This is a genomic window from Streptomyces scabichelini (assembly GCF_011045015.1).
GTDB classification, from domain to species: Bacteria; Actinomycetota; Actinomycetes; order Streptomycetales; family Streptomycetaceae; genus Streptomyces; species Streptomyces scabichelini.
Map to the genome: position 1 here is coordinate 1 of NZ_JAAKZY010000022.1, position 21,402 is coordinate 21,402.

A 21,402-nucleotide genomic window follows, 5' to 3' on the forward strand; every position below is an offset into this window, starting at 1 on the left:
GTCTGGTGCGGGGGCGGGGCGAGGCGGCGGGTGCCCGGTGAGGTCGAATGAGGCCACGGGCGGGGCCTGAGCGTGACGAGAGTGTCACCCGGCGTGAATTGGATGGCCCCTGTCCCGCACCTGTACGTCTGCTGGATCAGCCCTAACCGGTGCCACGCGAGTCTGGAGTCACTCCCGCCGCAGAGGAAGCGAAGGGAGCAACTCACCTCGACCGCACTGGAGTTGCGATGACCCGCAAGACCCGCATACGCGCCGCTCTCGTCACCGCTACCGCCCTCCTCACCGCCGGCACCGTGGCCGTCGGTGTCAGCGCGGCCGGCTCCGACGCCTCGCCGAAGAAGGAGAACAAGGCCGGTAAGGCGAGCAAGGCCGAGATCACCAGACTCTTCGACGGCTGGAACGACGCCCTGGCGACCGGCGATGCGGAGAAGGTGGCCGACCTCTACGCGGACGACGCCGTCCTCCTGCCGACCGTGTCCAACAAGGTCCGTACAGACCGCGCCGAAATCGTCGACTACTTCGAGCACTTCCTGCAGAACAAGCCGGTCGGCAAGAAGGTCCAGACGGTCGTCAACGTCCTCGACTCGAACTCCGCCATCGACGCCGGCGTGTACGAGTTCACGCTCACCGACCACGAGACCGGCAAGAAGCGTGTCGTCGAGGCCCGCTACACCTACGAGTACGAGAAGCGGGACGGCGAGTGGAAGATCGTCAACCACCACTCCTCTGCGATGCCCGAAGGCTGATCGCCACGCACAGCCCGCCCCCGGGAGCATCCTCCAGGGCAACGGTCCCGCCGTCGTCCGTCACCAGCTGCCTGACGACGGCGAGGCCGAGGCCTGAGCCGGAGCGCCCGGTGAGGCCCTGACCGCGCCAGAAGCGGTCGAAGGCGCGGGACTTCTCGGCATCCGACATACCGGGGCCCTGGTCCAGCACCTTCAGCACCACCTGGTCGCCCTTGGACTCCACCTGGACGGTGATCGTCGCGCCGTCCGGTGAGACCTCCAGGGCGTTCGAGAGCACGTTGTCCAGGACCTGGTCCAGATGACCGGGACTGGCCAGCACCAGCAGCCGGCCGTCGGCACTCCCCCCGAGCGCGATGCGCACTCCGCGCTCGTCGGCGGCCGGCCTCCACACCGACAGGCGCTCCTCCAGCACATCACCCAGCGGCAGCGGTTCCGCGGCCGTCACCTTGGCCTCGGCCCGCGCCAGCACCAGCAGGTCGTTGACCAGGCGGCTCATCCGGACCACCTCCGCCGTCGCCTGTTCCACGTCCTCCTTGACGAAGTCGTCGTCCACTCCGTCCGCGATGTTGTCCAGGGAGAGCCTCAACGCCGTGAGGGGGGTACGCAGTTGGTGCGACGCGTCCGCCACGAAGATGCGCTGCGCGGACATCAGCGTGTCGAGGCGTTCGGCGCCCTGGTTGAGTGTGCGCGCCAGGGTCTGTGTCTCCTGGGGGCCCGTCACGGGGGAACGGGCCGTCAGGTCTCCGTCGCTGAACTTGCTCGCCATGTCGTTGAGCTGACGCAGGGGGCGGGTCAGGCGGCGGGCCACCCCGGCGCCGATCACGGCGGCGACGGCCAGGACGATCAGCGCGAGGATCGCCCGGAAGCCCCAGATGGTCCACAGCCGGGAGGTGAGCGTCTCGGTCGAGTACACGATCCGTACGGCGCCGATGACCGGGCCCTCGTCGTTGGTCCCGTTGTTCCCGTTGTCCCCTTCTTCGGCCTGTGCGCGGGCGGGGACGGTGATCACCAGCTCGGGTCCCCAGATGAAGGGGGAGCCCCAGTCGGTGGTTTCTTCGCCTTTCTCTGTGGCCCTGGTCAGGGCGGCGTCCGGGTCCGGCGGGGACAGGCGGGTTTCCGCGCAGCCCTCGGTGGCGGTCACCTGGACCGTGATGGGCGTCTTGTCCTCCTCGTACGCCCTGGCCATCTCTTCCAGGGCCTGGCACGAGGCGGTGCTGCCGCTGCCCAGGAGGAGCGCCATGGTGGAGGCCTCGCGCTCGACGGACGACTCGGTGTCGCCTCGCAACTGGTCGGTGAGCGTGAAGGCCACCGGCACGGTGAACAGGGCGATGGCGACCGCGACGAGCAGAACGTAACTGCGGATGAGCTGGCGGATCATGAGGAGCTGCCGTCACCCTGGTCACGGGAGTCGGCCCCGCCCTCGTCCTCGCCCTCGTTCACGATGAGCCGGAACCCGACCCCCCGTACCGCCTCGATCGTGATCGCGCCCTCCAGCTTCCGCCGCAGCGCCGCCACATGGACGTCCAGCGTCTTGGTCGGCCCGAACCAGTTCGCGTCCCAGACCGCCTCCATGATCTGCTCGCGTGACATCAGCGCGCCCGGCTCCTGAGTGAGGAACGCGAGCAGGTCGTACTCCTTGGGCGCGAGGGCGACTTCCCCGTCGTCCAGTCGTACGCGGGCGGCCTTGCGGTCGATGGTCAGGCGCGGCCCGTACCGGTCGGGGCCGGCGTCCGTCGTCGCCTCGGCGGCGCGCGGCTGTGTCCGCCGCATCACCGCCCGCACGCGCGCGATGACCTCTCGTACGCCGAAGGGCTTGGAGACGTAGTCGTCGGCGCCGAGCTCCAGGCCGACCACCCGGTCCGTCTCGTCGCTGCGCGCGCTGATCACGATGATCGGTACGTCACCGCGCTCCCGCAGGGCCTTGCAGACGTCGAGGCCGTCGGTGTCGGGCAGGCCGAGGTCGAGGAGGACGACGTCGTACGCGTCCTCGTAGGCCAGGGCCGCTCCACCTGTGGAGACCCATTCCACTTCGAAGCCGTATCGCGTCATCCCGCGCCGTAGCGACTGGGCGATCGGCTCGTCGTCTTCCACCAGGAGTACGCGCACAAGCGGAACCTTAGTGCTTGAAATTTAAGGCTCCACGACAGGTGTGACGCGCCGCACTTTTCCGAGTGGGCGGCGGTTCACGGGGCAGATGCCGTGCTGGAGCGGCCGGAGCGCCGGAGGATCACGTCGTGAGCGGGACATCTCACGATGCGATAACACTCGGGTGGAATTCGGCCGCTCGTTAGACTGAGCCGACCGCAGTGTGCGGTACGAGACGAAATGAGCGAGGAGCGCACGTGGGCCTTGTCGTGCAGAAGTACGGAGGCTCCTCCGTAGCGGATGCCGAAGGCATCAAGCGAGTCGCCAAGCGGATCGTCGACGCCAAGAAGAACGGCCACCAGGTGGTCGTCGTGGTGTCGGCGATGGGTGACACGACGGATGAGTTGATCGATCTCGCCGAGCAGGTATCCCCGATCCCTGCCGGGCGTGAGTTCGACATGCTGCTGACCGCCGGAGAGCGGATCTCCATGGCCCTGCTGGCGATGGCGATCAAAAACCTGGGCCACGAGGCCCAGAGCTTCACCGGCAGCCAGGCAGGCGTGATCACCGACTCGGTCCACAACAAAGCGCGGATCATCGATGTCACGCCGGGCCGGATCCGGACGTCGGTCGACGAGGGCAACATCGCCATCGTCGCCGGCTTCCAGGGCGTCAGCCAGGACAAGAAGGACATCACGACCCTCGGTCGTGGCGGATCCGACACCACGGCGGTCGCGCTGGCCGCGGCCCTCGACGCCGACGTCTGCGAGATCTACACCGACGTGGACGGCGTGTTCACCGCCGACCCGCGTGTGGTCAAGAAGGCCCGGAAGATCGACTGGATCTCCTTCGAGGACATGCTGGAGCTCGCCAGCTCCGGCTCCAAGGTGCTGCTCCACCGCTGTGTGGAGTACGCCCGCCGCTACGACATCCCGATCCATGTGCGCTCGTCCTTCAGCGGACTCAAGGGCACCTGGGTCAGCAACGAGCCGATTCAGCAAGGGGACCAGAAGGTGGAGCAGGCCATCATCTCCGGTGTCGCGCACGACACCTCCGAGGCCAAGGTCACGGTCGTCGGCGTCCCGGACAAGCCGGGCGAGGCCGCCGTGATCTTCCGCGCCATCGCCGATGCCGAGATCAACATCGACATGGTCGTGCAGAACGTGTCCGCCGCCTCCACCGGCCTGACGGACATCTCGTTCACGCTTCCGAAGACCGAGGGCCGCAAGGCCATCGACGCGCTGGAGCGGGCGAGGACGGCGATCGGCTTCGAGTCGCTGCGCTACGACGACCAGATCGGCAAGATCTCCCTGGTCGGAGCGGGCATGAAGACCAATCCCGGCGTTACGGCGGGCTTCTTCGAGGCGCTGTCCGACGCGGGTGTGAACATCGAGCTGATCTCGACCTCCGAGATCCGTATCTCGGTGGTCACGCGCGCCGACGACGTCAACGAAGCCGTCCGCGCCGTGCACACCGCCTTCGGGCTCGACTCCGACAGCGACGAAGCCGTCGTCTACGGAGGCACCGGGCGATGACCTTCCTGACGTACGGAGTGACGTACGGAGGCCTCTCCCGCGGAGGCGCGGGCCACTGATGGCCCGGACCGCCCGGACCGGAAAGCCGACGCTCGCGGTCGTGGGAGCGACCGGAGCCGTCGGCACGGTCATGCTCCAGATCCTGTCCCAGCGCGCGGACATCTGGGGCGAGATCCGCCTGATCGCCTCACCGCGCTCGGCCGGCCGAAAGCTGGCCCTGCGCGGCGAGGAGGTCGAGGTCGTGGCGCTGACGGAGGACGCCTTCGACGGCGTGGACGTCGCCATGTTCGACGTACCGGACGAGGTGGCCGAGCGGTGGGCGCCCATCGCCGCCGCCAAGGGCGCCGTCGTGGTCGACAACTCCGGCGCCTTCCGGATGGACCCGGACGTGCCGCTGGTCGTCCCGGAGGTCAATCCGCACGCCGCCCGCCTGAGGCCGCGCGGCATCGTCTCCAACCCCAACTGCACGACGCTCTCCATGATCGTGGCCCTGGGCGCGCTGCACGCCGAGTTCGGGCTGCGCGAGCTGGTGGTGTCCTCGTACCAGGCGGTGAGCGGTGCCGGACGCCGGGGCATCGACACCCTGCGGCAGCAGCTGTCGCTCGTCGCGGGTACGGAGCTGGGGACGACCCCCGGTGACGTACGTCGGGCCGTGGGGGACAACACCGGGCCGTTCCCGGAGCCGGTGGCGCTCAATGTGGTGCCGTGGGCCGGGACCGCGCGGGAGGACGGCTGGTCCTCGGAGGAGATGAAGGTACGGGACGAGTCCCGGAAGGTCCTCGGGCTGCCTGACCTGCGCGTCGCCGTCACCTGCGTACGCGTGCCCGTCGTCACCACGCACTCGCTGACCGTCCACGCCTGCTTCGAGCGTGAGGTCACCGTCGACCAGGCCCGCGAGATTCTCGCCACAGCGCCCGGGGTGGTGCTCTTCGACGACCCGGCGGCGGGCGAGTTCCCGACACCGGTCGACGTGGTCGGCACGGACCCCACCTGGGTGGGGCGCGTACGGCGGGCGCTCGACGACCCGACGGCCCTCGAACTCTTCGTGTGCGGGGACAACTTGAGGAAGGGCGCCGCCCTGAACACGGCGCAGGTCGCGGAGTTGGTGGCGGCGGAGCTGGGCGGGTCCTGAACGGCGCTTCGCGGTGGGGCATCGGTCCGGCAGACGGCCGACCGCCGGAAAACGTGCGGTCTTGGGTTGAAACGTTTGTAGAATCTGTGTGAGTTTGGTGGTTCAGCCGCTGGTCCGGACCACTGAATCGGAGCCTTCGGCGTTCGAAGATTTTTCTCCCCGTTCTCCGCAACCGAGCGGAGGGCGGGGAGCGTCTTTGCGGTCGCCCTTGAGGGCGGCCGGACGCCACGTCACATGGGGCATAAAGGAAGAGCTGGTACGCATGAAGGCATTCGACACATTGTCGGGCGCGGAGTCGGACGCGCCGTCTGACACAAATGTGATGCCTGTCGCGTACAACCCTGACGGGGGGAAACGTGTCCAACTGGCGTGGCAGAGGTACTCGATTTCACTGCAGCCGCGCGGGCCACAGCCCTGCGCCCGCCCCGCCGACCCCGCTTGTCCGGTGCGTCCGGCGGCATGCCGGTGATCGCCCCTATGCCCGCAGCTCGGCCCACCCGCATCCCGGACCAGCGCGAGGGCGCTGACGACACCATGGCCGCGGGCACCACCGTCGACCATCTCACCGAGACCTACCGCGCCCACTACCGCTCGCTCCTGGGCCTCGCGGCGCTCCTCCTCGACGACACCGCCTCCTGCGAGGACGTCGTGCAGGAGGCCTTCATCCGGGTGCACTCGGCGCGCAAGCGCGTACGCGACCCGGAGAAGACCCTCGCGTATCTGCGCCAGACCGTCGTCAATCTGTCGCGCTCCGCGCTGCGCCGCCGCATCCTCGGCCTGAAGCTGCTGAGCAAGCCGATGCCCGACATGGCGAGCGCGGAGGAGGGCGCGTACGACCAACTGGAGCGCGACGCCCTGATCAAGGCCATGAAGGGCCTCCAGCGCCGCCAGCGCGAGGTCCTGGTTCTGCGCTACTTCGCGGACATGACCGAGGCGCAGGTCGCCGAGACGCTGGGCATATCGCTCGGCTCGGTGAAGGCGTACGGCTCGCGCGGCATCGCGGCCCTGCGCGTCGCCATGGAGGCGTCGGCATGAGCGACCACGAGCGCGATGACAAGAAGCGCGATGACAAGAAGTACGAGCATGGGTACGAGCACGATCATGAGCGCCACGCTGGGAACGGAACTGTGAACCACGGCCCCTCGGAGAATCCGGGCCCGCGAGAGTCGGGCGGGCCGGGTGCGCCGGGTGCGCCGGGCACTTCCGGTGTCCCGGGTCCCGGAGGCGCTGTCCCCGGCCTGGGAGGAGCGGAGGGCCTCGCGTCCGACGAGCTGGCGTTGCGCAGGATGCTGCATCAGGCTGTGCAGGAGATCGAACCCACCGACGGCACGCTGGAGCATCTGCGGCGCGCGGTGCCGGCCCGTCGGGCGCGCAAGCGCCAGGCCGTCGTCGGCGCGGCGGCCGCCACGCTCTTCGTCTGTATGGCCGTACCGGCCCTCGTGCACGTCTCGAACTCCGCCGGCTCCGACGCGGACCCCTCCAACGCCGCGCACCAGACCTCGAAGACCCAGGGCGGGGCGAGTCAGGGCGCGGGCCAGGACAGCACGGACAGCGGTCCCGGCAGCTCCCCGGGCAAGTCCAAGGAGAAGGACAAGAACGACAAGAAGGAGACACCGGGCAAGGACAAGGGGGAGAGCAGCGGCGCCACCGGCGGCGTGGAGCCCTCGGCCTCCGCCGCGAACTCGCCCACCTGTACGTCCGCGCAGCTCGGCAACGTCACCTCGAACGTCGGCGCCCCGGACGCCGGCGGCGCCGTCTACGGCAGCTTCCGTATCGCCAACGTCTCCACCGCCGGCTGCACGGTCACCGGTGCGGGCTCCGTGTCCGCTCTCCCGCAGGGCGCGGCGGACGCGTCCAAGATCCAGGTGGTCCAGCACGCCGCGGGCGACGAGGCGACCGGGCTGCCCGATCCGTCGACGGAGGCCGGCTCGCTGGTACTTCAGCCGGGCGCGGCATACGAGGTGCAGTTCGCCTGGGTTCCCTCGGAGACCTGTCCGACCATCCCCGACGACCCCGACCCGACGCCCGACCCGACGCCCACGGACAGCACCACCGGCGGGGACAGCGGCGGTACGACCTCGGAGGGCGGCGACGGCGGCACGACCACGCAGCTCGCCACGGAGGGCGGCGTCCAGGACGGCAGCGTCGTGGTGTCGAACACGGCGGAGGGCGGCGCACCGACGGCTTCGGCGACCGTGCCCAACGCCTGCGCGGGGACGGTGTACCGGACCGGAGTGCTCGCCGGGTCGTGACCCGCGGTACGACGGTCTGCTGTGAGGCCGGGTGTTCAGGCCATGCCCCGGCACGTGGGACTTCAGGCCATGCCCCGGCAGGCCGTGGGGCGGCGGAGTTCAGGCCGTGGCCCGTCGGGTGCTCCAACCGTGGGCCTCGGGCTTCAGTCCGCGGGCCGTCAGGTGCTCAGGCCATGGGCGAGGACGATGTCCTCGCCTCCTCCGCGGGCTCGCTCGTCCGTTCTTCGGCGAGGCCCAGCTCCGCGTCCTGCGCGAACTCCACCTCCCGGCGCAGCAGCCGGAACCACATGAAGACCACGAAGCCCGCGAAGACGAACCACTCGCCGGTGTAGCCGAGGTTCTGGAACGCCTTCAGGTCCAGGCCCGTGTCCTGCGGCGCCTTCGCGGGCACCGCCGTCATCCCCGCGCCGGCCTCGGCGAGCGTGACCCACGCGTCGTACACCTCGTACGGCACGAGGTTCACCAGCGATGCCGCGCTGATCGCGGCCGTCTGGCCGGCGGGGAGCCCACCGGCGGCGCTCACACCGTCCGAGCCGGGGCTCTCCGAGGCCTGGAGCGCACCGGTGACGGTGACCTCGCCGGCCGGAGCGGCCGGGGCCTTCGCGGCGTCGGCGTCACCGGGCAGCCAGCCCCGGACCACGGGCAGGGCCTTGGCGTCGTCGGTACGCAGCATCGTCAGCACGTAGTAGCCGCGCTCACCGTCCAGCTCCCGGTCAGGCACGAGCAGCTGCTTCCCGTACCGGCCCGTCGCCGTGGCCTGCTCGCCCGATGTCTCCTTGTCCACGGGCAGCAGCTCGGCGAGGGGCCGGGCCGCGTCCTGCTGGTCCGAGGACACCTTCTCGTCGGCCGTGCGGTGGTCCTGGACACGGTCCTCGAACCGCCCCAACTGCCATGAGCCCATGAAGATGCAGAAGGGGATGGCCAGCAGTACGAAGACGTTGATCCCCCACCAGCGGGGCGTCAGCAGGAACCGGTACACAACCTCAACGGTACGGGGCCCTGCCGGGCGCTCGGCCGAGGGGGTGCGGCCTTCCCCCGCGAGTCACTTCCCAAGGTGCCTCTCCGCGAAGTCCAGCTCCAGGCGGACCTGCTTGATTCGTTCGTCCACGACCAGGGAGCCGTGGCCCGCGTCGTAGCGGTACACCTCGTGGACGGCGTCGCGGGCGGTGAGGCGGGCCACGTAGTTCTCCACCTGGCGGATGGGGCAGCGGGGGTCGTTGACGCCAGCCGAGATGTAGACCGGGGCCTGGACCGCGTCGACGTACGTCAGCGGGGACGAGGCCTCGAAGCGCTCCGGGACCTCCTCCGGTGTGCCGCCGAGGAGCGTGCGGTCCATCGCCTTCAGGGCCTCCATCTCGTCGTGGTACGCCGTGACGTAGTCCGCGACCGGCACCGCCGCGATGCCGAGGGCCCACAGGTCCGGCTGCGTGCCGAGGCCGAGGAGTGTGAGGTAGCCGCCCCAGGAGCCGCCGGTGAGGATCAGCCGGCCGGGGTCGGCGAAACCGGAGGTCACCGCCCACTCCCGGACGGCCGCGATGTCCTCCAGCTCGATCAGGCCGACCCGGTGCTTGAGCGCGTCCGTCCACTCCCGCCCGTATCCGGTCGAGCCGCGGTAGTTGATCCGGATCACCATGTACCCGTGGTCCACCCACGCCGCCGGGCCCGCCGCGAAGGAGTCGCTGTCGTGCCAGGTCGGGCCGCCGTGGATGTCGAAGACGGTGGGCAGGGGGCCGGTCACTCCCGCGGGCCGCTGGACGAGGGCGTGGATGAGGCCGCCGGGGCCCGTCACCCACACGTCCTCCACGGGCACCGATCCCGGTGACTTCATCCCGGGTGAGTCGAGGACGACCGCGCCGGACGTCGAGCGGACCACCGGGGGCTCGGCCGCCGACGACCACAGGTACTCCACGCTGCCGTCCGGGCGGGCCGTCGCCCCCGACACCATGCCCTTCGGCGTCGGGATCCGCTCCAGCCGGCGGGACGCCAGCTCGAACCGCCACAGCTCGCTGCGCGCCTCGTAGCTGTGCACGATCAGCAGTGCGGAACCGTCCGGATACCACTCGGCGCTGAGGTCGCCCTCCAGCTGCTCGGTCAGCGCCAGATCCGTCTCCTCGCGGGACGCGACGTCCCACACCATCGGCTCCCAGCGCCCGCGCCGCTGGTGCCCGACGAGCAGCCGGGTGTCCCCGTCGACCGGGGCGAAGCCCAGCACCTCAAGGCCCAGCTCGACCGTGCCGCCCTTGGTGTCGTCCAGCTCCGCGACCGTCGAGCCGTCCACCCGCAGCACCCGCAGCGCCGAGTGCATCGCGTCGCCGTGCTCGGTGTGCTCGATCGCGATCAGCGAGCCGTCGTACGAGAGGTCGCCGACGCCCGCCGACTCCCGGTGCCGGTAGATCTCCACGGGGTCTTCACCGGTCCGCGCGACATGGATCGTCGAGCCGTCCTCGTCGGTCGAGCGGCCGACGACCGCCGTACGTCCGTCGTGGGCGAGCGCGAGCCCGGCCGGGTACGACGGGTGGAGGCCGGGAGCCGCCGCCTCGTCGGGGCCGGACGGGGCGCCCTCCCCTCTCACGAACGGCTGACGCCGCCAGATCCCGAACTCGTCCCCGTCCTTGTCGTCGAACCACCAGATCCACTCGCCGTCGGGCGACAGCACTCCGTCCGTCGTGCCGTTGGGCCGGTCCGTGACCTGACGCTGGGCGCCCGTCGCGCGATCCCACGCGTACAACTCGTACGTCCCCGTCGCGTTGGACACGAACAGGGACCGGTGCGGTGCGTCCTCCGCCCAGTCCGGCAGGGACACGCGCGGCGCCCGGAAGCGCTTCTCCCAGTCCGGCATGGCCTCGTCGTGCGGCATGGTCCCGTCGTCCGGGTTGGCCCCGTTGCTCTCAGTCATGGCCCCATACTGCCCGTTCCCGACGACATTCCGCTGCCGAGGCCCCCCAGCCTGTGGATAACTCGTGGGCTTTCTGGACTTTCGCAGGTCAGGGCGATTGTCAGTGGCGGGGTGCACTATCGCGGTATGACCTCATCGACCGATCCGGGTGAACTGACCGATCTGCGCAAGACAGTTGAGACCTTCTGGGCCACGGCCGCGGCCCGCGACTGGGCGGCTTTCGCGGAGACACTCGCGGAGGACGTCGTCTACACCCTGCCCCAGACGCGCGAGCGCATCCGCGGGCGGGAGAAGTACGTCCGGTTCAACCGGGAGTATCCCGGCGACTGGCATCTGCGGCTCGAGCGCATGGTCGCCGAGCCCGGGCAGGTCGTCACCTGGATCCACTTCACGGTGGGTCTGGAGGAGATGTACGGCATCTCGTTCTTCACGGGGGACGAGGAGGGCCGCGTCATATCGGTCACGGACTTCTGGCCCGAGCCGTACGAGCCTCCGGCGGGGCGGGAGCACTTGGTGGAGCGCTACTGAGGCGCGCTCGGCACCTAAGCGGGTCGGGCGAAGTCCGGTGCGGCTGGGGCGCGCCCTTTAGGGGCGCGGGGCAGCATTGAATTGCGGCTCCGCCGCGATGGGGGTCCCCCCGCTCGAGCGCAGCCGAGAGTGGGGGAGCGACCAGCCACAACGGACCCGCGGCCTACGTACGACGCTCCCCCCACCCACCTCAAACCCGCACACCCGAGCGGAGCGCTCGGCGGCCCAGCAGTTCTGCGAGCCCGCGTCGGGTGGCGGCCAGGACCACGCGGTCGCCGGGGCCCAGGACATAGCCGGGCGGCAGGTCCCACACCAGGCCCGGTGACCGGGCGGGGGCGTCCGGGGCGGGGTTGGTCGTCAAGTCGCGCCGGCGTTCGTCCGGAGCCGCCGTGTCCAGCGCGACGACCCGCCACGCGCCCGCGCGGAAGGCCTCGGCGACTGTACGGCCCTCAAGTTGCGGATGCCCGGCGACCTCCAGGGCCGCGAAGAGCAGTACCCGGCGTTCGACGGGGATGGCGCCGAGGATCTGCCGGCCCATCATCGCCCCGGCGAAGGCGGGCGCGGCCAGGTACGTGACGCTGCGGCTGCGGGTGAGCGCGTAGGGGTGGGCAGAGCGCAGGGTGCGGTAGACGGCGGTGGCGAAGTCGTCGTCGTACAGCCGCAGGACGGCCCGTAGATCGGGGCGCACCGTCCTGGCGTACAGGGCGGCTTCGAGGTTGGTGGTGTCCGCGCTGGTCAGGGCGAGCAGTGTGTGCGCCCGGCGGATCTTGGCGGCTTCCAGGACGCCTTCCTGGGTGACGTCGCCGAGGATGACGGGCACGCGCAGACGGCGCGCGGTCGCGATCCCGCGTGCCTCTGGGTCCTCTTCGACGCATACGACCGGGGTGTCGAGTTCGCGCAGCCGCGTGAGGACGCGCGTACCGATCTTGCCGAGTCCGAGCAGGACGACATGGCCGGAGAGACCGCGGGGCGGCCGGCGCAGCGCGGACCCGCTGCGGAACGTGCCGAGGGCTTCGAGGACCGCGGCGAGCAGCACGGGAAGGAGCAGCAACCCGACGAGGCTGGTGAGGAGTTGGAGGATCTGCCGGCTCTGCGACTGGTCGAGTGCGGGGTCGTTGATGGTGAAGAGATCGAGCAGGATCAGATACGTGGCGTGCAGCGGGTGGTCGCCCGTCGTCAGCGTCGACGCGACCACGAGCGCGACCACGCAGGCCACCAGGCCCGCGAGCGACCAGCGCAGACGGCGGGAGAACAGGGTGGCGAAGGGCAGGGCGGGCATGACGCCACGGCCGGCGGGGGCGGTGGGACCGGAGTACGACACCGTTTCGAGCACGACGGTGCCGCGGCCGGTTGCGGCGGCCACGGAGCTTTCGTCGGGCAGGAGTTGGGGCCCGCTCTCACCGCTGCTCTCGGAACCGTCCGCGCCTGCCGGGTCGTTGGTCGTCGCCGAGAGCAGGGCCAGCGTGCACAGGCCTGGGTCGGCGATATGCCCCGCGCCCGGCGGTGGCCGTTCCACGGCCCGCAGCATCAGTCCCTCCGCCTGCACGACCTTGGTGGTCCCGGCCACCGCGGTCGCCGCCAGGGCGGGCGCGGCGGTGTCGGCGTCGGAGAGGACGGTGGTGGAAGCGTCGACGAGACCGGGCTCGCGGGACTCACCGTCCCCGGACCTGGACCTGGAGCCGTCCCCGGACCCGGAGCCGTCCCCAGAGCCGTCCCCGGACCCGGCCATGGCCAGGGTCGAGGCCTGGTCCAGCAGGGCTTTGAGGTGCTGGCCCAGGCGGCGGTTGTAGAGCCGGATGACCAGGCGAAGCCTGGGGTTGAGGCGGCGGGCGGTGAGCGCGGCGCGGATGTTCGTCTCGTCGTCGTCGTACACGAGCGCCAGCGCGTCCGCCCGCTCGACGCCCACTTCGGCGAGCACGGCCTCAGTCAGATCTGCGGTCTCCACGACCGTTTCCCCCTGCGGGCCTCCGGCGGTGGTCCGCCCCGACGAAGCCTCGCCCCCGCCATCGCCGTTGCCCGCGGCCCGGCTCACCGCCGCCGACACCCGGTCGAACAGTGCCGACGCCCGGCCGACGACCGGTGGTCTTACGGTCCGTTCGGCGGACGGCACGACCAGCGTCACCTGCTCCCCGTACACCCCGCGCAACTCGGCCGCCAGCCGGTGCGCCAGGGCGTCGTCCCCGCACACCACCATGTGCGCGGCACCGTCACCTGACCTGCTCTGATTCGGAAGGCTCGCCACACCAGCAAAGACTGCCTCACCAGCACGGGTGGTTCCACCGCCGCCCTTGACGTATCTCCCGCGTTCCTGCCGGTCCGAAATTCCCTGGGGTGGCCGGTGCACATCTGCCTAGGGTGACCACATGAGCCGCCACCGCCAGGACACAGACGTACGAGCCATAGACGTACGAGACGTACGAGACATGGACGTACGCCCGATCACCGAAGCCGAGCTACCGGACTGGACCCGCGCGCTGAACACCGGTTTTCTGCGACCGCCTGCCGTGTCGGAGGCCGAGGTCGCGGACCGGAGTACGTACACCGTGCCGGAGCGGACCCTGGGGGCGTTCGACGGCGGGCGGTGCGTGGCGACGTTCCGGTCGTTCGCGCAGGAGCTCACGGCGGTGGGCGGGACTGTCGTACCGGCCGACGCCATTTCGAATGTGACCGTCACCCCCACCCACCGCCGGCGTGGGCTGCTCACGCGGATGATGGCGCGGGACCTGGCCGCCGCGAAGGAGCGGGGCGACGTCGTGGCGACGTTGATCGCCGCGGAGTATCAGATCTACGGGCGGTACGGGTTCGGACCGGCCACCACCGCCACCGAGTGGACGATCGATGTGCCGCGGACGGGTCTTGATCCCCGGTGGGCGGGCCCGGACGACGGCGGGCGGATCGACCTCGTGGACGGCGAGGACGTACGCAAGATCGGGCCGGAGCTGCATGAGCGGCTCAGGCGGGTCCAGGCCGGGGTGGTCGACCGGGACGAGCGGTGGTGGCAGGCTGCCACCGGTGCGCTGACGCTGGACCGGGAGAAGTGGACCGAGCTTTTCTACGCCGCCTACCGGAATGCGCACGGCGAGGTCGAGGGCCTGCTCACCTACACCGTCGACGACCACTGGGGCGATGCCAAGCAGCCGCTCAACACGGCGACGGTGAAGGACATGATCGCGGTGTCTCCGGCCGCGGAGCGCGCGCTGTGGCGGTACCTCTGCTCGGTGGACTGGGTCGCGACGGTGAAGACGGGCTGGCGCGCTCCGGACGACCTGGTGCCGCACCTGCTGCCGGACCCGCGGGCCGCGCGGATCACCACGCAGGCCGACTGGCTCTGGGTGCGGATCCTGGATGTCGTACGGGCTCTTGAGGCGCGTACGTACGCCGCATCCGGGACGCTCGTGCTGGAGGTCACCGACTCGGACGGCCTGTCCACCGGGCGGTACCGGCTGGATGCGTCACCGGACGGGGCGAGCTGCGTGCGGACGACGGACGCCGCCGAACTCACGCTGGATGCGGGTGAGTTGGCGGCGCTCTGGCTCGGGGACGAGTCGGCGGTGCGGCTCGCCGCGCTCGGCCGGGTGGCCGAGTCGCGGGCGGGCGCCGCAACCGCCGCCGACGCCCTGTTGCGTACGTCCAGGCGACCGTGGTGCCCGGACGTCTTCTGAGTTCGGTGTCACCTCCTTCTCCGTAGCGTGAGGTAACGGACTGACCGAGCTCCCGGCTCCCCTCCGGAAGGGAGCCCGGTCAGCCGGACTGACGGACGGTGGCGTCCGGTCAGCCGGACTGGGCCAGCAGCAACACGAGGATGAACGCTCCGATGCCGCCGATGTAGGTGTTCTTGGCCTTGATGCCGATGGAGAGAGCGACGAACGCGATGAGGCCCATCACCCCGAACTTCAGCTGGACGAACTGTTCGAAGCCGATGATGAGGCCGGCGATGGCGAGGGTGGCGATGAGCGGCATGACGGTCCCTCCTTCGGGGTGGGGACCCTCCCTGGGACGGGAGGTGGGCCCCCTGGGCGAGGCTTGGCCGCGTGACCGACGGAATCACCGGCGGTGACCAACTGGTCGATGCAGTCACCGGTGGTGACCAACCTCCGGAAAGTTCGGCCATGTTGCTAAAGTTGGCGACCAACTCCAAGGGACTTATCTCCGCTTGGAAGCGTCTCATAACCACCTTCCCAGTAACTGCCCAAAGATGGCGCGAAGTTGTAGTGTTTGGTTGTGGACCCGGAACACGTCGCCGTCAATGGGCGGAATCGGCCTCAGCGGTCGCATCGGTCACCTCGGTCACACCGCGAGGTGGCAGACGAGTTGCGCAGCCGGATCAGGTCCGGTGAGCTGCAGCCGGGACAGCGCATGCCCACGCAGGCCAAGCTGGCAGACGAGTTCGGCGTCGAGCGCGGGGCCGTACGCCAGGCACTGCGCATCCTGCAGTCGGAACACCTGCTGTCCAACGTGTCCAAAGGGAGCCCGGCGACCGTCGCCCAGCACATAGACCAGGCCCCGCCAGGACCTGGAACTGCGCCGCAGCCCACCATGGTGGCGCTCGCGCCGCGGATAGCGGCCGCCTTCGCGGCCCCTCACGTGGAGATCGACGCCCTGTGCCTGACGGCGGTCTCCCTCACACTCGCCATGGGCGAGCCCCTCCGTCTCATCCACGAAGGCCGTATGAAACCGGCCAAGGTCGATGTCCGGGTGCTGCTTCCGAGCCGTGAGATCGACCTCGCCTTCCCGGTGCCCGTGACGGGCCGGAGCGAGGACGACCTGCTGCACGAGCGCTGGCTGTCCCAGCGCAACGCCCAGGGCCAGGTCTTACGCCACAACCTGCTGGCCTTACGGGCCACGCACGGTATCGACGTACGGGTCCTCTTCCGCGCGCTGCCGTTCACTCCGCCGGTCAAGCTGTACCTGCTCAACGGGGCGGAGGCGCTGTTCGCGTACTACACGCTCACGCGGCGCGGCGAGGAGATCGACCACGAGTACCTGGAGATGTACGACGCCGAGGGTACGCAGTCGATGCTGTTCCCCTTCGAACAGGGCGCGGGGCTGCGTGACACCACGTTCGTGGAGCAGTCGAATCTGTGGTTCAACGCACTGTGGGAGACCATCAGTTCGGAGCTGGAGCTCACGAGCTGAGGTCTCCCGGGAGTGGGTCTTCGGGGGCGTGGGCGGGGTCGTCCCAGCTCACAGGGCCGGGCCCGTGACGAGCACGGCCAGCAGAAGAGCCCCGACGGAGCTGCAGGTGGAGTTCTTCGTCTTGATCCCGATGCTGAGCAGAAGCAGGCCGAAGATGCCGACGGGGCCGTACCGCCATTCGACGAGCTGCTCGAAGCCGACGACGAAGACTGCGGGGATGAGGGCGATGGCGGGCATGGTGGATCCTCCTTCGGTGAGTGGTGGGGCTTCCGGTGACAGGCAGGGCGTACATCCAGGCGGGTACTGCGTAGCTGCCAAGTGGTTGCGAAAGGAGGGGAAGGTTCCACCATCTTGGCCTAGTTGGTTGCCAACTATGACTAACTTACCCTCAGTTGGTCGAAGGTAACCGACAACTCCCGAACAACTCGCCTAAGATGGATTGAAGTTGTAGCGTTTGGTCGTGACCCAGGAGAACGTTGCAGTGAACGGCAGCAGAAGGCTCTCGCCCCAGGAGATCGCCGACATCCTGCGGGACCGCATCCGCGGCGGCGAGCTGAGGGCCGGAGACCGCCTGCCCACGCAGGCCGAACTCGCCGAGGAGTTCGGCGTGGAGCGCGGCACCGTCCGTCAGGCGCTCCGCGCCCTCCAGGAGGACGGCCTGCTCAGCAACGTCAGCAAGGGCAGCCCGCCGCGCATCGCCGAGGTGACCCCGCCCACCGACAAGCCCCAGCCGACGATGGTGGGCCTGGCTCCACAGCTGATGCATGCCTTCAAGGCCAAACACGTACGCATCGACGCGGCCTGCCTCACCGCCGAGACCCTGCTGACCGCCCTGGCCGAACCGGTGCGCCACATCCACGAGGGCACCATCCGCCCGGAATCCATCGACGTACGCATCCTGATGCCCTCCCGGGACATCAACCTCGCCTTCCCGGTCCCGGTGGACGGCCGCAGCGATGACGACCCTGTCCACCGGCGCTGGCTGGAGCAGCGCAACGCCCAGGGCCAGGTTCTGCGCTACAACCTCCAGGCCCTGCGTGCCTCCCACGGCATCGACGTCCATGTGACGTTCCGCGCGCTGCCGTTCACTCCGCCGGTGAAGCTGTACCTGCTCAACGAGGTCGAGGCCTTGATCGCGTACTACATGCTGACCAGGCGCGAGGAGGAGTGGGACACCGGAACCCTGGACATGTACGACGCCCTGGGCTCCGCGTCCCTCCTCTTCTCCTTCGCGAAAGGCGCCGGCGAACGGGACGCGGCCTTCGTCGAACAGTCCCAGAAGTGGTTCGACGCCCTCTGGGCAACCATCACCACTGACCTGACACTCTCCTAGTGACTTCTGATACGACGCAGACTGAGCTGGTGACAGCAGAGACAGAGAACTTGCGGAGACTGATCACGGGAGCGCGGTTCGTCCTGTGGGACTTCGACGGTCCGATATGCCGGTTGTTCGCGGGGCACAAGGCGGGGCGCGTGGCGAGCGACCTGGTGGAGTGGCTCGAACGACAGGGCCTGCACGGGCTGCTGACGGAGACGGAACGCGAGTCCCTGGACCCGCACAGCGTCCTGCGCGCCGTCGATCGCCTGCACCCCGGCAGTGACCTCGTGGCGGAACTGGAGGAACGTCTCACCCAGGAGGAACTCCGGGCGGCGTCCTCGTCGATGCCCACGGCGTACGCCGACCCGTTGATACGCACCTGGACGGCGGTGGGCGCCCGGCTGGCCATCGCCACGAACAACTCCCCGCGGGTGGTCCGCAAATACCTGGCGAGCCGCGGCCTGGTCTCCTCCTTCGCCCCCCACATCTACGGCCGCTCCCAGGACCTGCAACGCCTCAAGCCGGACCCGTACTACCTGCGCTGCGCGCTCAACGCGATGGGAGCGGCGCCGTCCGCAGCACTGATGATCGGCGACGCGCCCTCCGACTTCGTCGCTGCTCGGCAGGCTGGTGTTCCGTTCTTGGGCTACGCGCGTAACGGGCACAAGAACAAGCTCCTCCAGGAGGCGGGCACGGATCCCCACCACATCGTGGACTCGTTGGAGCCGGTGCTGAGGCTTTTGCGGACGGAGGGCTTGAGTCGCGCCCGGAGGCCGTGAGACGAACGGCTGTGCGTCCAATTGGACTGGCTTGCTTGGTGGTTGACGGAGGTACTGTCGGTGCGTGGGCGGGTACTGGACGGGAGAGCGGGGTGGCTGGGAGTTCGAGCGTGTCCTGGAGGCGCTGCGGACTCGCCTGACTGACGGCACGTACCAGGTCGGCAACCGGCTGCCGTCGCAGCGAGAGCTCGCCGAACACTTCCGTGTCTCCCGGGACACCGTGCAGCGGGTTCTGAAGGCGCTGCACGGCGAAGGCTGGATCGAATCGCGTTCGGGCAGCGGAACCCGCGTGATCAGGACACAGCGGATCCAGTCCCCGACGGCGGGAGCAGCGCGATGGGGTCGCGCCGTGACGCTGTCCAGTCTCATCAGTAGGGCATTCGAGCAGCCCGAGGTCACCCTGGATGTCTACACACTGACGTCCGAGTCCCTCAACGCCCACGTCAGGGTGCAGACGGAACGGATCCGCGCGAAGGAGACAGCACCGCAGCGCATCGCGCTGCGCATGCTGCTGCCTTCCGAGCAACTGGAACTGCCCTATCCGCGAGCCATGGACCCCGCCTACAACGAGGCCATGCGACAACGCATCCTCGGCATCGCCCGCCGGCACACGGCGTCGCTGCGAGGCGCCCTACGGGACCTGCGGACCGAGGGCCTGGTCCCCATCGTGGACGTCGAGATCCGGCATGTGCCGCTGACCCCGGCATTCAAGCTCTACGTGTTCAACGGTGCCGAAGTGCTGCACGGCCCGTACGAGGTGGTCGAGCGCCGCATCGAGCTGGAGAGCGGCGAGGAGATCGATGCCCTCGACGTGCTCGGCCTCGGGGCCGTCCTCACGCACTACGTCAAGGACGACGACCCGGATTCACAGGGGTCGGTCTTCGTCGACAGCATGCAGTCCTGGTTCGACTCCCTCTGGAACCTGCTCGCCGAGTAGCCAGTCCTCAGGCCTGAGCCATCAACAGCACGAACAACACGGCGGCAACGGTCAGGCACGTCGAGTTGCGGGCCCGGACCCCCCAGGCGACCAGTATCAGGCAGACGACGCCCATGGCGCCGTACCGCCATTGAACAGCCTGCTCCAGGCCGAGGCCCAGAACCGCCGACAGCAGTTGAAAGAAGACCATCTCCCACCCCTTGAGTCCAGTCGAGCGATCAACTCTCGGTCCAATTGGACTGGTTGACTCAATGTGGTTCTGCCCTGTCGGTCTGATCACCTAACCAGAGCAGTCAAATTGTCTTGCAAAGTTGACTGGAACCGGTTTGCTTGTCGGTCGGAAGCGGTACGGTCGGCATGTGGGTGATGAACGGACCGGCGATAGTGGTGGCAGGGAGTTCGAGCGTGTCCTGGACGCGCTGCGGACTCGCTTGACGGACGGCACGTACCAAGTCGGCAGCCGGCTGCCACCGCAGCGAGAGCTCGCCAAACACTTCGATGTCTCCAGGGACACCGTGCAGCGCGTCCTGAGGGCACTGGTCACCGAAGGCTGGATCGAGTCACGTCAGGGCAGCGGCTCCCGTGTGATCAAAGCCCAGCGGATACGGACCACGACGGTGCCGAGCGCGAAGCCGGGCCATATGAGGCTGGGCCCAATGATCGGCGAGGCATTCAGCGAGCCCGAAGTCACCCTGGATGTCTACACGTTGACGTCCCAGTCCTTGGACACGCACATCCGGCTGCAGGCGGAGCGCATCCGCGTGGAGGAGATCGCCCCACGGCGCATAGCCGTGCGCATGCTGCTGCCGTCCGAGACGCTCGAACTGCCCTATCCGCGCGCCAAGGACGACCCGACCGATGCGCGCCCGCGGGAGCGCCTGCGGTCCATCGCACACCGGTCCACGGCCTCGTTGCGGGACGTTCTCGACTCTCTGCGCGTCGAGAACCTCGTGCCGGAGGTCAGCCTGGATATCCGCCACGCACCGCTGATACCGGTCTTCAAGCTCTACCTGCTCAATGGCACCGGGGCGCTGTTCGGACCGTACGAGGTGACCGAACGCCCCATCTTCCTGGACAAGAACGAGGAGATCGACGCGATCGACGTCGTCGGGATCGGCGCCAGCCTCACGCACTATGTCAAGGACGACGACCCGGACTCTCCGGGCACCTTCTTCGTGAACAGCATGCAGGACTGGTTCAACTCGGTGTGGAACCTGCTCTCGGCGTAGCCCCCACAAGTGTCCGGGCGGCGGTGACCACCGGAGCATGCGAGGCGACCACCCAATCCGCACCGCCCCGTCTCATGTCCCGCATCCGTTCCGCATCGCCGGTGTAGCCGAGGAATCGGACGTCCGCCGTCCGCGCCGCCGCCAGGTCGGTGAGCTGGTCCCCGACCATGAGGGCACGGGAGGGGGCCAGACCGTTCAGGCACTTCAGCGCGCGGTGCAACGAGTCGGGGTGCGGCTTCATATGGCGCGGCTCGTGCGGATCACGGCCGCAGACATCCACGAACTTCGACTGGAGCCCCCTGCGCTTGAGGTACTCCCACACGGGCCCCTCGGCGTTGTTGCTCACCACCACCAGGCGCTTGCCGAGATCGAGCAGGGCGTCCAGCAGCGGCTCGACGCCCGGGGCGGGCTCGGCGGAGGCGACAGCTGCGTATTCATGCCGCGTGACAATTCTGTGTGCCAGGTCGAGCGGTGTACGGCTGAGAGGGACCGGTGACGTCCGGTCGCGCATGTCGCTGAGCCGCAGCAGGATGCCGTGCGAGTCGTCGCAGTCCTCGACCGCCCGGTCCAGTACGCCCCACTCCTCCCGTGCCATGACCTTGACCTCCTCGGCGATGGGCGCGGTCGGCGCCGGGCCGAACAGGTCGCAGATGGGGCCGTCGAAGTCGAGGAGCACCGCATCCACTCCATGCAGAAGCGCCCGTAGGGCCTCTTGTTCGCCGGGTTCGCCGGGTTCATCAAGTTTGTTGTCTGTGGGGCTCTTGGTCGTCACCGGGCCAGTGTGGACCACGGGAGCATGGGATCTGGACGCGCCCGGGAACGGACACGC

At 69.2% G+C, this 21,402-nt stretch carries 21 protein-coding genes; 12 read left to right on the top strand and 9 right to left on the bottom strand.

Annotated elements, in window-relative coordinates:
* Window positions 1-227: 227 nt before the first annotated feature.
* A complete protein-coding gene (locus G5C60_RS09570) occupies window positions 228-746 on the top strand; it encodes an SgcJ/EcaC family oxidoreductase (protein ID WP_165256798.1) in 519 nt (172 codons plus the stop codon).
* On the opposite strand, the gene G5C60_RS09575 is transcribed toward G5C60_RS09570, so the two are convergent.
* Together G5C60_RS09575 and G5C60_RS09580 are read right to left on the bottom strand one after the other, a co-directional pair.
* On the bottom strand, window positions 712-2,124 hold the full coding sequence (locus G5C60_RS09575; RefSeq protein ID WP_165256800.1) for a sensor histidine kinase: 1,413 nt from the start codon (window positions 2,122-2,124) through the stop codon (window positions 712-714). The genes G5C60_RS09570 and G5C60_RS09575 overlap by 35 nt on opposite strands.
* Window positions 2,121-2,852, bottom strand: a complete 732-nt coding sequence (locus G5C60_RS09580) for a response regulator (protein ID WP_165256802.1) — start codon at window positions 2,850-2,852, stop codon at window positions 2,121-2,123. Before G5C60_RS09580 ends, G5C60_RS09575 begins: the two co-directional genes overlap by 4 nt.
* A 236-nt stretch (window positions 2,853-3,088) precedes the next feature.
* Here G5C60_RS09580 and G5C60_RS09585 point away from each other — a divergent pair, with 236 nt between their 5' ends.
* From G5C60_RS09585 to G5C60_RS09600, 4 genes are all read left to right on the top strand, one after another.
* Window positions 3,089-4,366 carry an aspartate kinase gene (locus G5C60_RS09585; RefSeq protein ID WP_165256804.1) on the top strand — a complete coding sequence of 426 codons (1,278 nt, stop codon included), beginning with the start codon at window positions 3,089-3,091 and terminating at the stop codon, window positions 4,364-4,366.
* A gap of 58 nt (window positions 4,367-4,424) precedes the next feature.
* Window positions 4,425-5,498, top strand: a complete 1,074-nt coding sequence (locus G5C60_RS09590) for an aspartate-semialdehyde dehydrogenase (protein ID WP_165256815.1) — start codon at window positions 4,425-4,427, stop codon at window positions 5,496-5,498.
* Between the two features lie 459 nt (window positions 5,499-5,957).
* On the top strand, window positions 5,958-6,533 hold the full coding sequence (locus tag G5C60_RS09595; protein WP_165256818.1) for a SigE family RNA polymerase sigma factor: 576 nt from the start codon (window positions 5,958-5,960) through the stop codon (window positions 6,531-6,533).
* Window positions 6,530-7,750: a hypothetical protein gene (locus tag G5C60_RS09600; protein ID WP_277611166.1), complete on the top strand. Its 1,221-nt coding sequence runs from the start codon at window positions 6,530-6,532 to the stop codon at window positions 7,748-7,750. Before G5C60_RS09595 ends, G5C60_RS09600 begins: the two co-directional genes overlap by 4 nt.
* Before the next feature lie 166 nt (window positions 7,751-7,916).
* Here G5C60_RS09600 and G5C60_RS09605 read toward each other — a convergent pair whose 3' ends face one another.
* Entirely contained in the window at window positions 7,917-8,729 is an 813-nt protein-coding gene (locus G5C60_RS09605) for an SURF1 family cytochrome oxidase biogenesis protein (RefSeq protein WP_165256820.1), read from the bottom strand.
* Between the two features lie 63 nt (window positions 8,730-8,792).
* On the bottom strand, window positions 8,793-10,646 hold the full coding sequence (locus G5C60_RS09610) for a S9 family peptidase (protein ID WP_206439301.1): 1,854 nt from the start codon (window positions 10,644-10,646) through the stop codon (window positions 8,793-8,795).
* Window positions 10,647-10,772: 126 nt separating this feature from the next.
* On the opposite strand from G5C60_RS09610, the gene G5C60_RS09615 reads away from it, so the two are divergent.
* Window positions 10,773-11,174, top strand: a complete 402-nt coding sequence (locus G5C60_RS09615; RefSeq protein ID WP_165256824.1) for a nuclear transport factor 2 family protein — start codon at window positions 10,773-10,775, stop codon at window positions 11,172-11,174.
* 190 nt (window positions 11,175-11,364) lie between these two features.
* Here G5C60_RS09615 and G5C60_RS09620 read toward each other — a convergent pair whose 3' ends face one another.
* Window positions 11,365-13,368, bottom strand: coding sequence for an NAD-binding protein (locus G5C60_RS09620; RefSeq protein WP_165256828.1), 2,004 nt, complete (start codon window positions 13,366-13,368; stop codon window positions 11,365-11,367).
* A gap of 169 nt (window positions 13,369-13,537) precedes the next feature.
* On the opposite strand from G5C60_RS09620, the gene G5C60_RS09625 reads away from it, so the two are divergent.
* On the top strand, window positions 13,538-14,836 hold the full coding sequence (locus tag G5C60_RS09625) for a GNAT family N-acetyltransferase (protein ID WP_165256831.1): 1,299 nt from the start codon (window positions 13,538-13,540) through the stop codon (window positions 14,834-14,836).
* A gap of 109 nt (window positions 14,837-14,945) precedes the next feature.
* Here G5C60_RS09625 and G5C60_RS09630 read toward each other — a convergent pair whose 3' ends face one another.
* Window positions 14,946-15,134 (bottom strand): hypothetical protein, encoded by a 189-nt coding sequence (locus tag G5C60_RS09630; RefSeq protein WP_165256834.1) that lies wholly within the window; start codon window positions 15,132-15,134, stop codon window positions 14,946-14,948.
* Between the two features lie 255 nt (window positions 15,135-15,389).
* Between G5C60_RS09630 and G5C60_RS09635 the strand changes: the two genes are divergently transcribed.
* Entirely contained in the window at window positions 15,390-16,310 is a 921-nt protein-coding gene (locus tag G5C60_RS09635; protein ID WP_165256838.1) for a winged helix-turn-helix domain-containing protein, read from the top strand.
* Between the two features lie 48 nt (window positions 16,311-16,358).
* Here the strand turns inward: G5C60_RS09635 and G5C60_RS09640 are convergent, their stop codons facing one another.
* Window positions 16,359-16,547, bottom strand: a complete 189-nt coding sequence (locus tag G5C60_RS09640; RefSeq protein ID WP_165256840.1) for a hypothetical protein — start codon at window positions 16,545-16,547, stop codon at window positions 16,359-16,361.
* 217 nt (window positions 16,548-16,764) lie between these two features.
* Here G5C60_RS09640 and G5C60_RS09645 point away from each other — a divergent pair, with 217 nt between their 5' ends.
* The 3 genes from G5C60_RS09645 (at window position 16,765) to G5C60_RS09655 (ending at window position 19,344) form a co-directional block, all read left to right on the top strand.
* Window positions 16,765-17,643, top strand: a complete 879-nt coding sequence (locus tag G5C60_RS09645) for a winged helix-turn-helix domain-containing protein (RefSeq protein WP_165256842.1) — start codon at window positions 16,765-16,767, stop codon at window positions 17,641-17,643.
* A 29-nt stretch (window positions 17,644-17,672) separates the two neighbouring features.
* The gene (locus tag G5C60_RS09650; protein ID WP_338145761.1) at window positions 17,673-18,407 is read left to right on the top strand and encodes an HAD family hydrolase; all 735 of its coding nucleotides are present in this window, start codon (window positions 17,673-17,675) and stop codon (window positions 18,405-18,407) included.
* Between the two features lie 64 nt (window positions 18,408-18,471).
* Window positions 18,472-19,344, top strand: coding sequence for a GntR family transcriptional regulator (locus tag G5C60_RS09655; protein WP_165256847.1), 873 nt, complete (start codon window positions 18,472-18,474; stop codon window positions 19,342-19,344).
* 7 nt (window positions 19,345-19,351) lie between these two features.
* On the opposite strand, the gene G5C60_RS09660 is transcribed toward G5C60_RS09655, so the two are convergent.
* A complete protein-coding gene (locus G5C60_RS09660) occupies window positions 19,352-19,534 on the bottom strand; it encodes a hypothetical protein (RefSeq protein ID WP_165256849.1) in 183 nt (60 codons plus the stop codon).
* A gap of 169 nt (window positions 19,535-19,703) precedes the next feature.
* Here G5C60_RS09660 and G5C60_RS09665 point away from each other — a divergent pair, with 169 nt between their 5' ends.
* Window positions 19,704-20,573: a GntR family transcriptional regulator gene (locus G5C60_RS09665; RefSeq protein WP_165256852.1), complete on the top strand. Its 870-nt coding sequence runs from the start codon at window positions 19,704-19,706 to the stop codon at window positions 20,571-20,573.
* Here G5C60_RS09665 and G5C60_RS09670 read toward each other — a convergent pair.
* A complete protein-coding gene (locus G5C60_RS09670) occupies window positions 20,542-21,345 on the bottom strand; it encodes an HAD family hydrolase (protein ID WP_165256854.1) in 804 nt (267 codons plus the stop codon). The genes G5C60_RS09665 and G5C60_RS09670 overlap by 32 nt on opposite strands.
* Between the last annotated feature and the right edge of the window lie 57 nt (window positions 21,346-21,402).

What these genes read in the sequence shown, in the direction of transcription:
- G5C60_RS09570 (WP_165256798.1), top strand. Translation starts at nt 228, where the DNA reads ATGACCCGCAAGACCCGCATACGCGCCGCTCTCGTCACCGCTACCGCC.
- G5C60_RS09575 (WP_165256800.1), bottom strand. Translation starts at nt 2,124, where the DNA reads ATGATCCGCCAGCTCATCCGCAGTTACGTTCTGCTCGTCGCGGTCGCC.
- G5C60_RS09590 (WP_165256815.1), top strand. Translation starts at nt 4,425, where the DNA reads ATGGCCCGGACCGCCCGGACCGGAAAGCCGACGCTCGCGGTCGTGGGA.
- G5C60_RS09595 (WP_165256818.1), top strand. Translation starts at nt 5,958, where the DNA reads ATGCCGGTGATCGCCCCTATGCCCGCAGCTCGGCCCACCCGCATCCCG.
- G5C60_RS09600 (WP_277611166.1), top strand. Translation starts at nt 6,530, where the DNA reads ATGAGCGACCACGAGCGCGATGACAAGAAGCGCGATGACAAGAAGTAC.
- G5C60_RS09610 (WP_206439301.1), bottom strand. Translation starts at nt 10,646, where the DNA reads ATGACTGAGAGCAACGGGGCCAACCCGGACGACGGGACCATGCCGCAC.
- G5C60_RS09615 (WP_165256824.1), top strand. Translation starts at nt 10,773, where the DNA reads ATGACCTCATCGACCGATCCGGGTGAACTGACCGATCTGCGCAAGACA.
- G5C60_RS09620 (WP_165256828.1), bottom strand. Translation starts at nt 13,368, where the DNA reads ATGGTGGTGTGCGGGGACGACGCCCTGGCGCACCGGCTGGCGGCCGAG.
- G5C60_RS09625 (WP_165256831.1), top strand. Translation starts at nt 13,538, where the DNA reads ATGAGCCGCCACCGCCAGGACACAGACGTACGAGCCATAGACGTACGA.
- G5C60_RS09630 (WP_165256834.1), bottom strand. Translation starts at nt 15,134, where the DNA reads ATGCCGCTCATCGCCACCCTCGCCATCGCCGGCCTCATCATCGGCTTC.
- G5C60_RS09640 (WP_165256840.1), bottom strand. Translation starts at nt 16,547, where the DNA reads ATGCCCGCCATCGCCCTCATCCCCGCAGTCTTCGTCGTCGGCTTCGAG.
- G5C60_RS09660 (WP_165256849.1), bottom strand. Translation starts at nt 19,534, where the DNA reads ATGGTCTTCTTTCAACTGCTGTCGGCGGTTCTGGGCCTCGGCCTGGAG.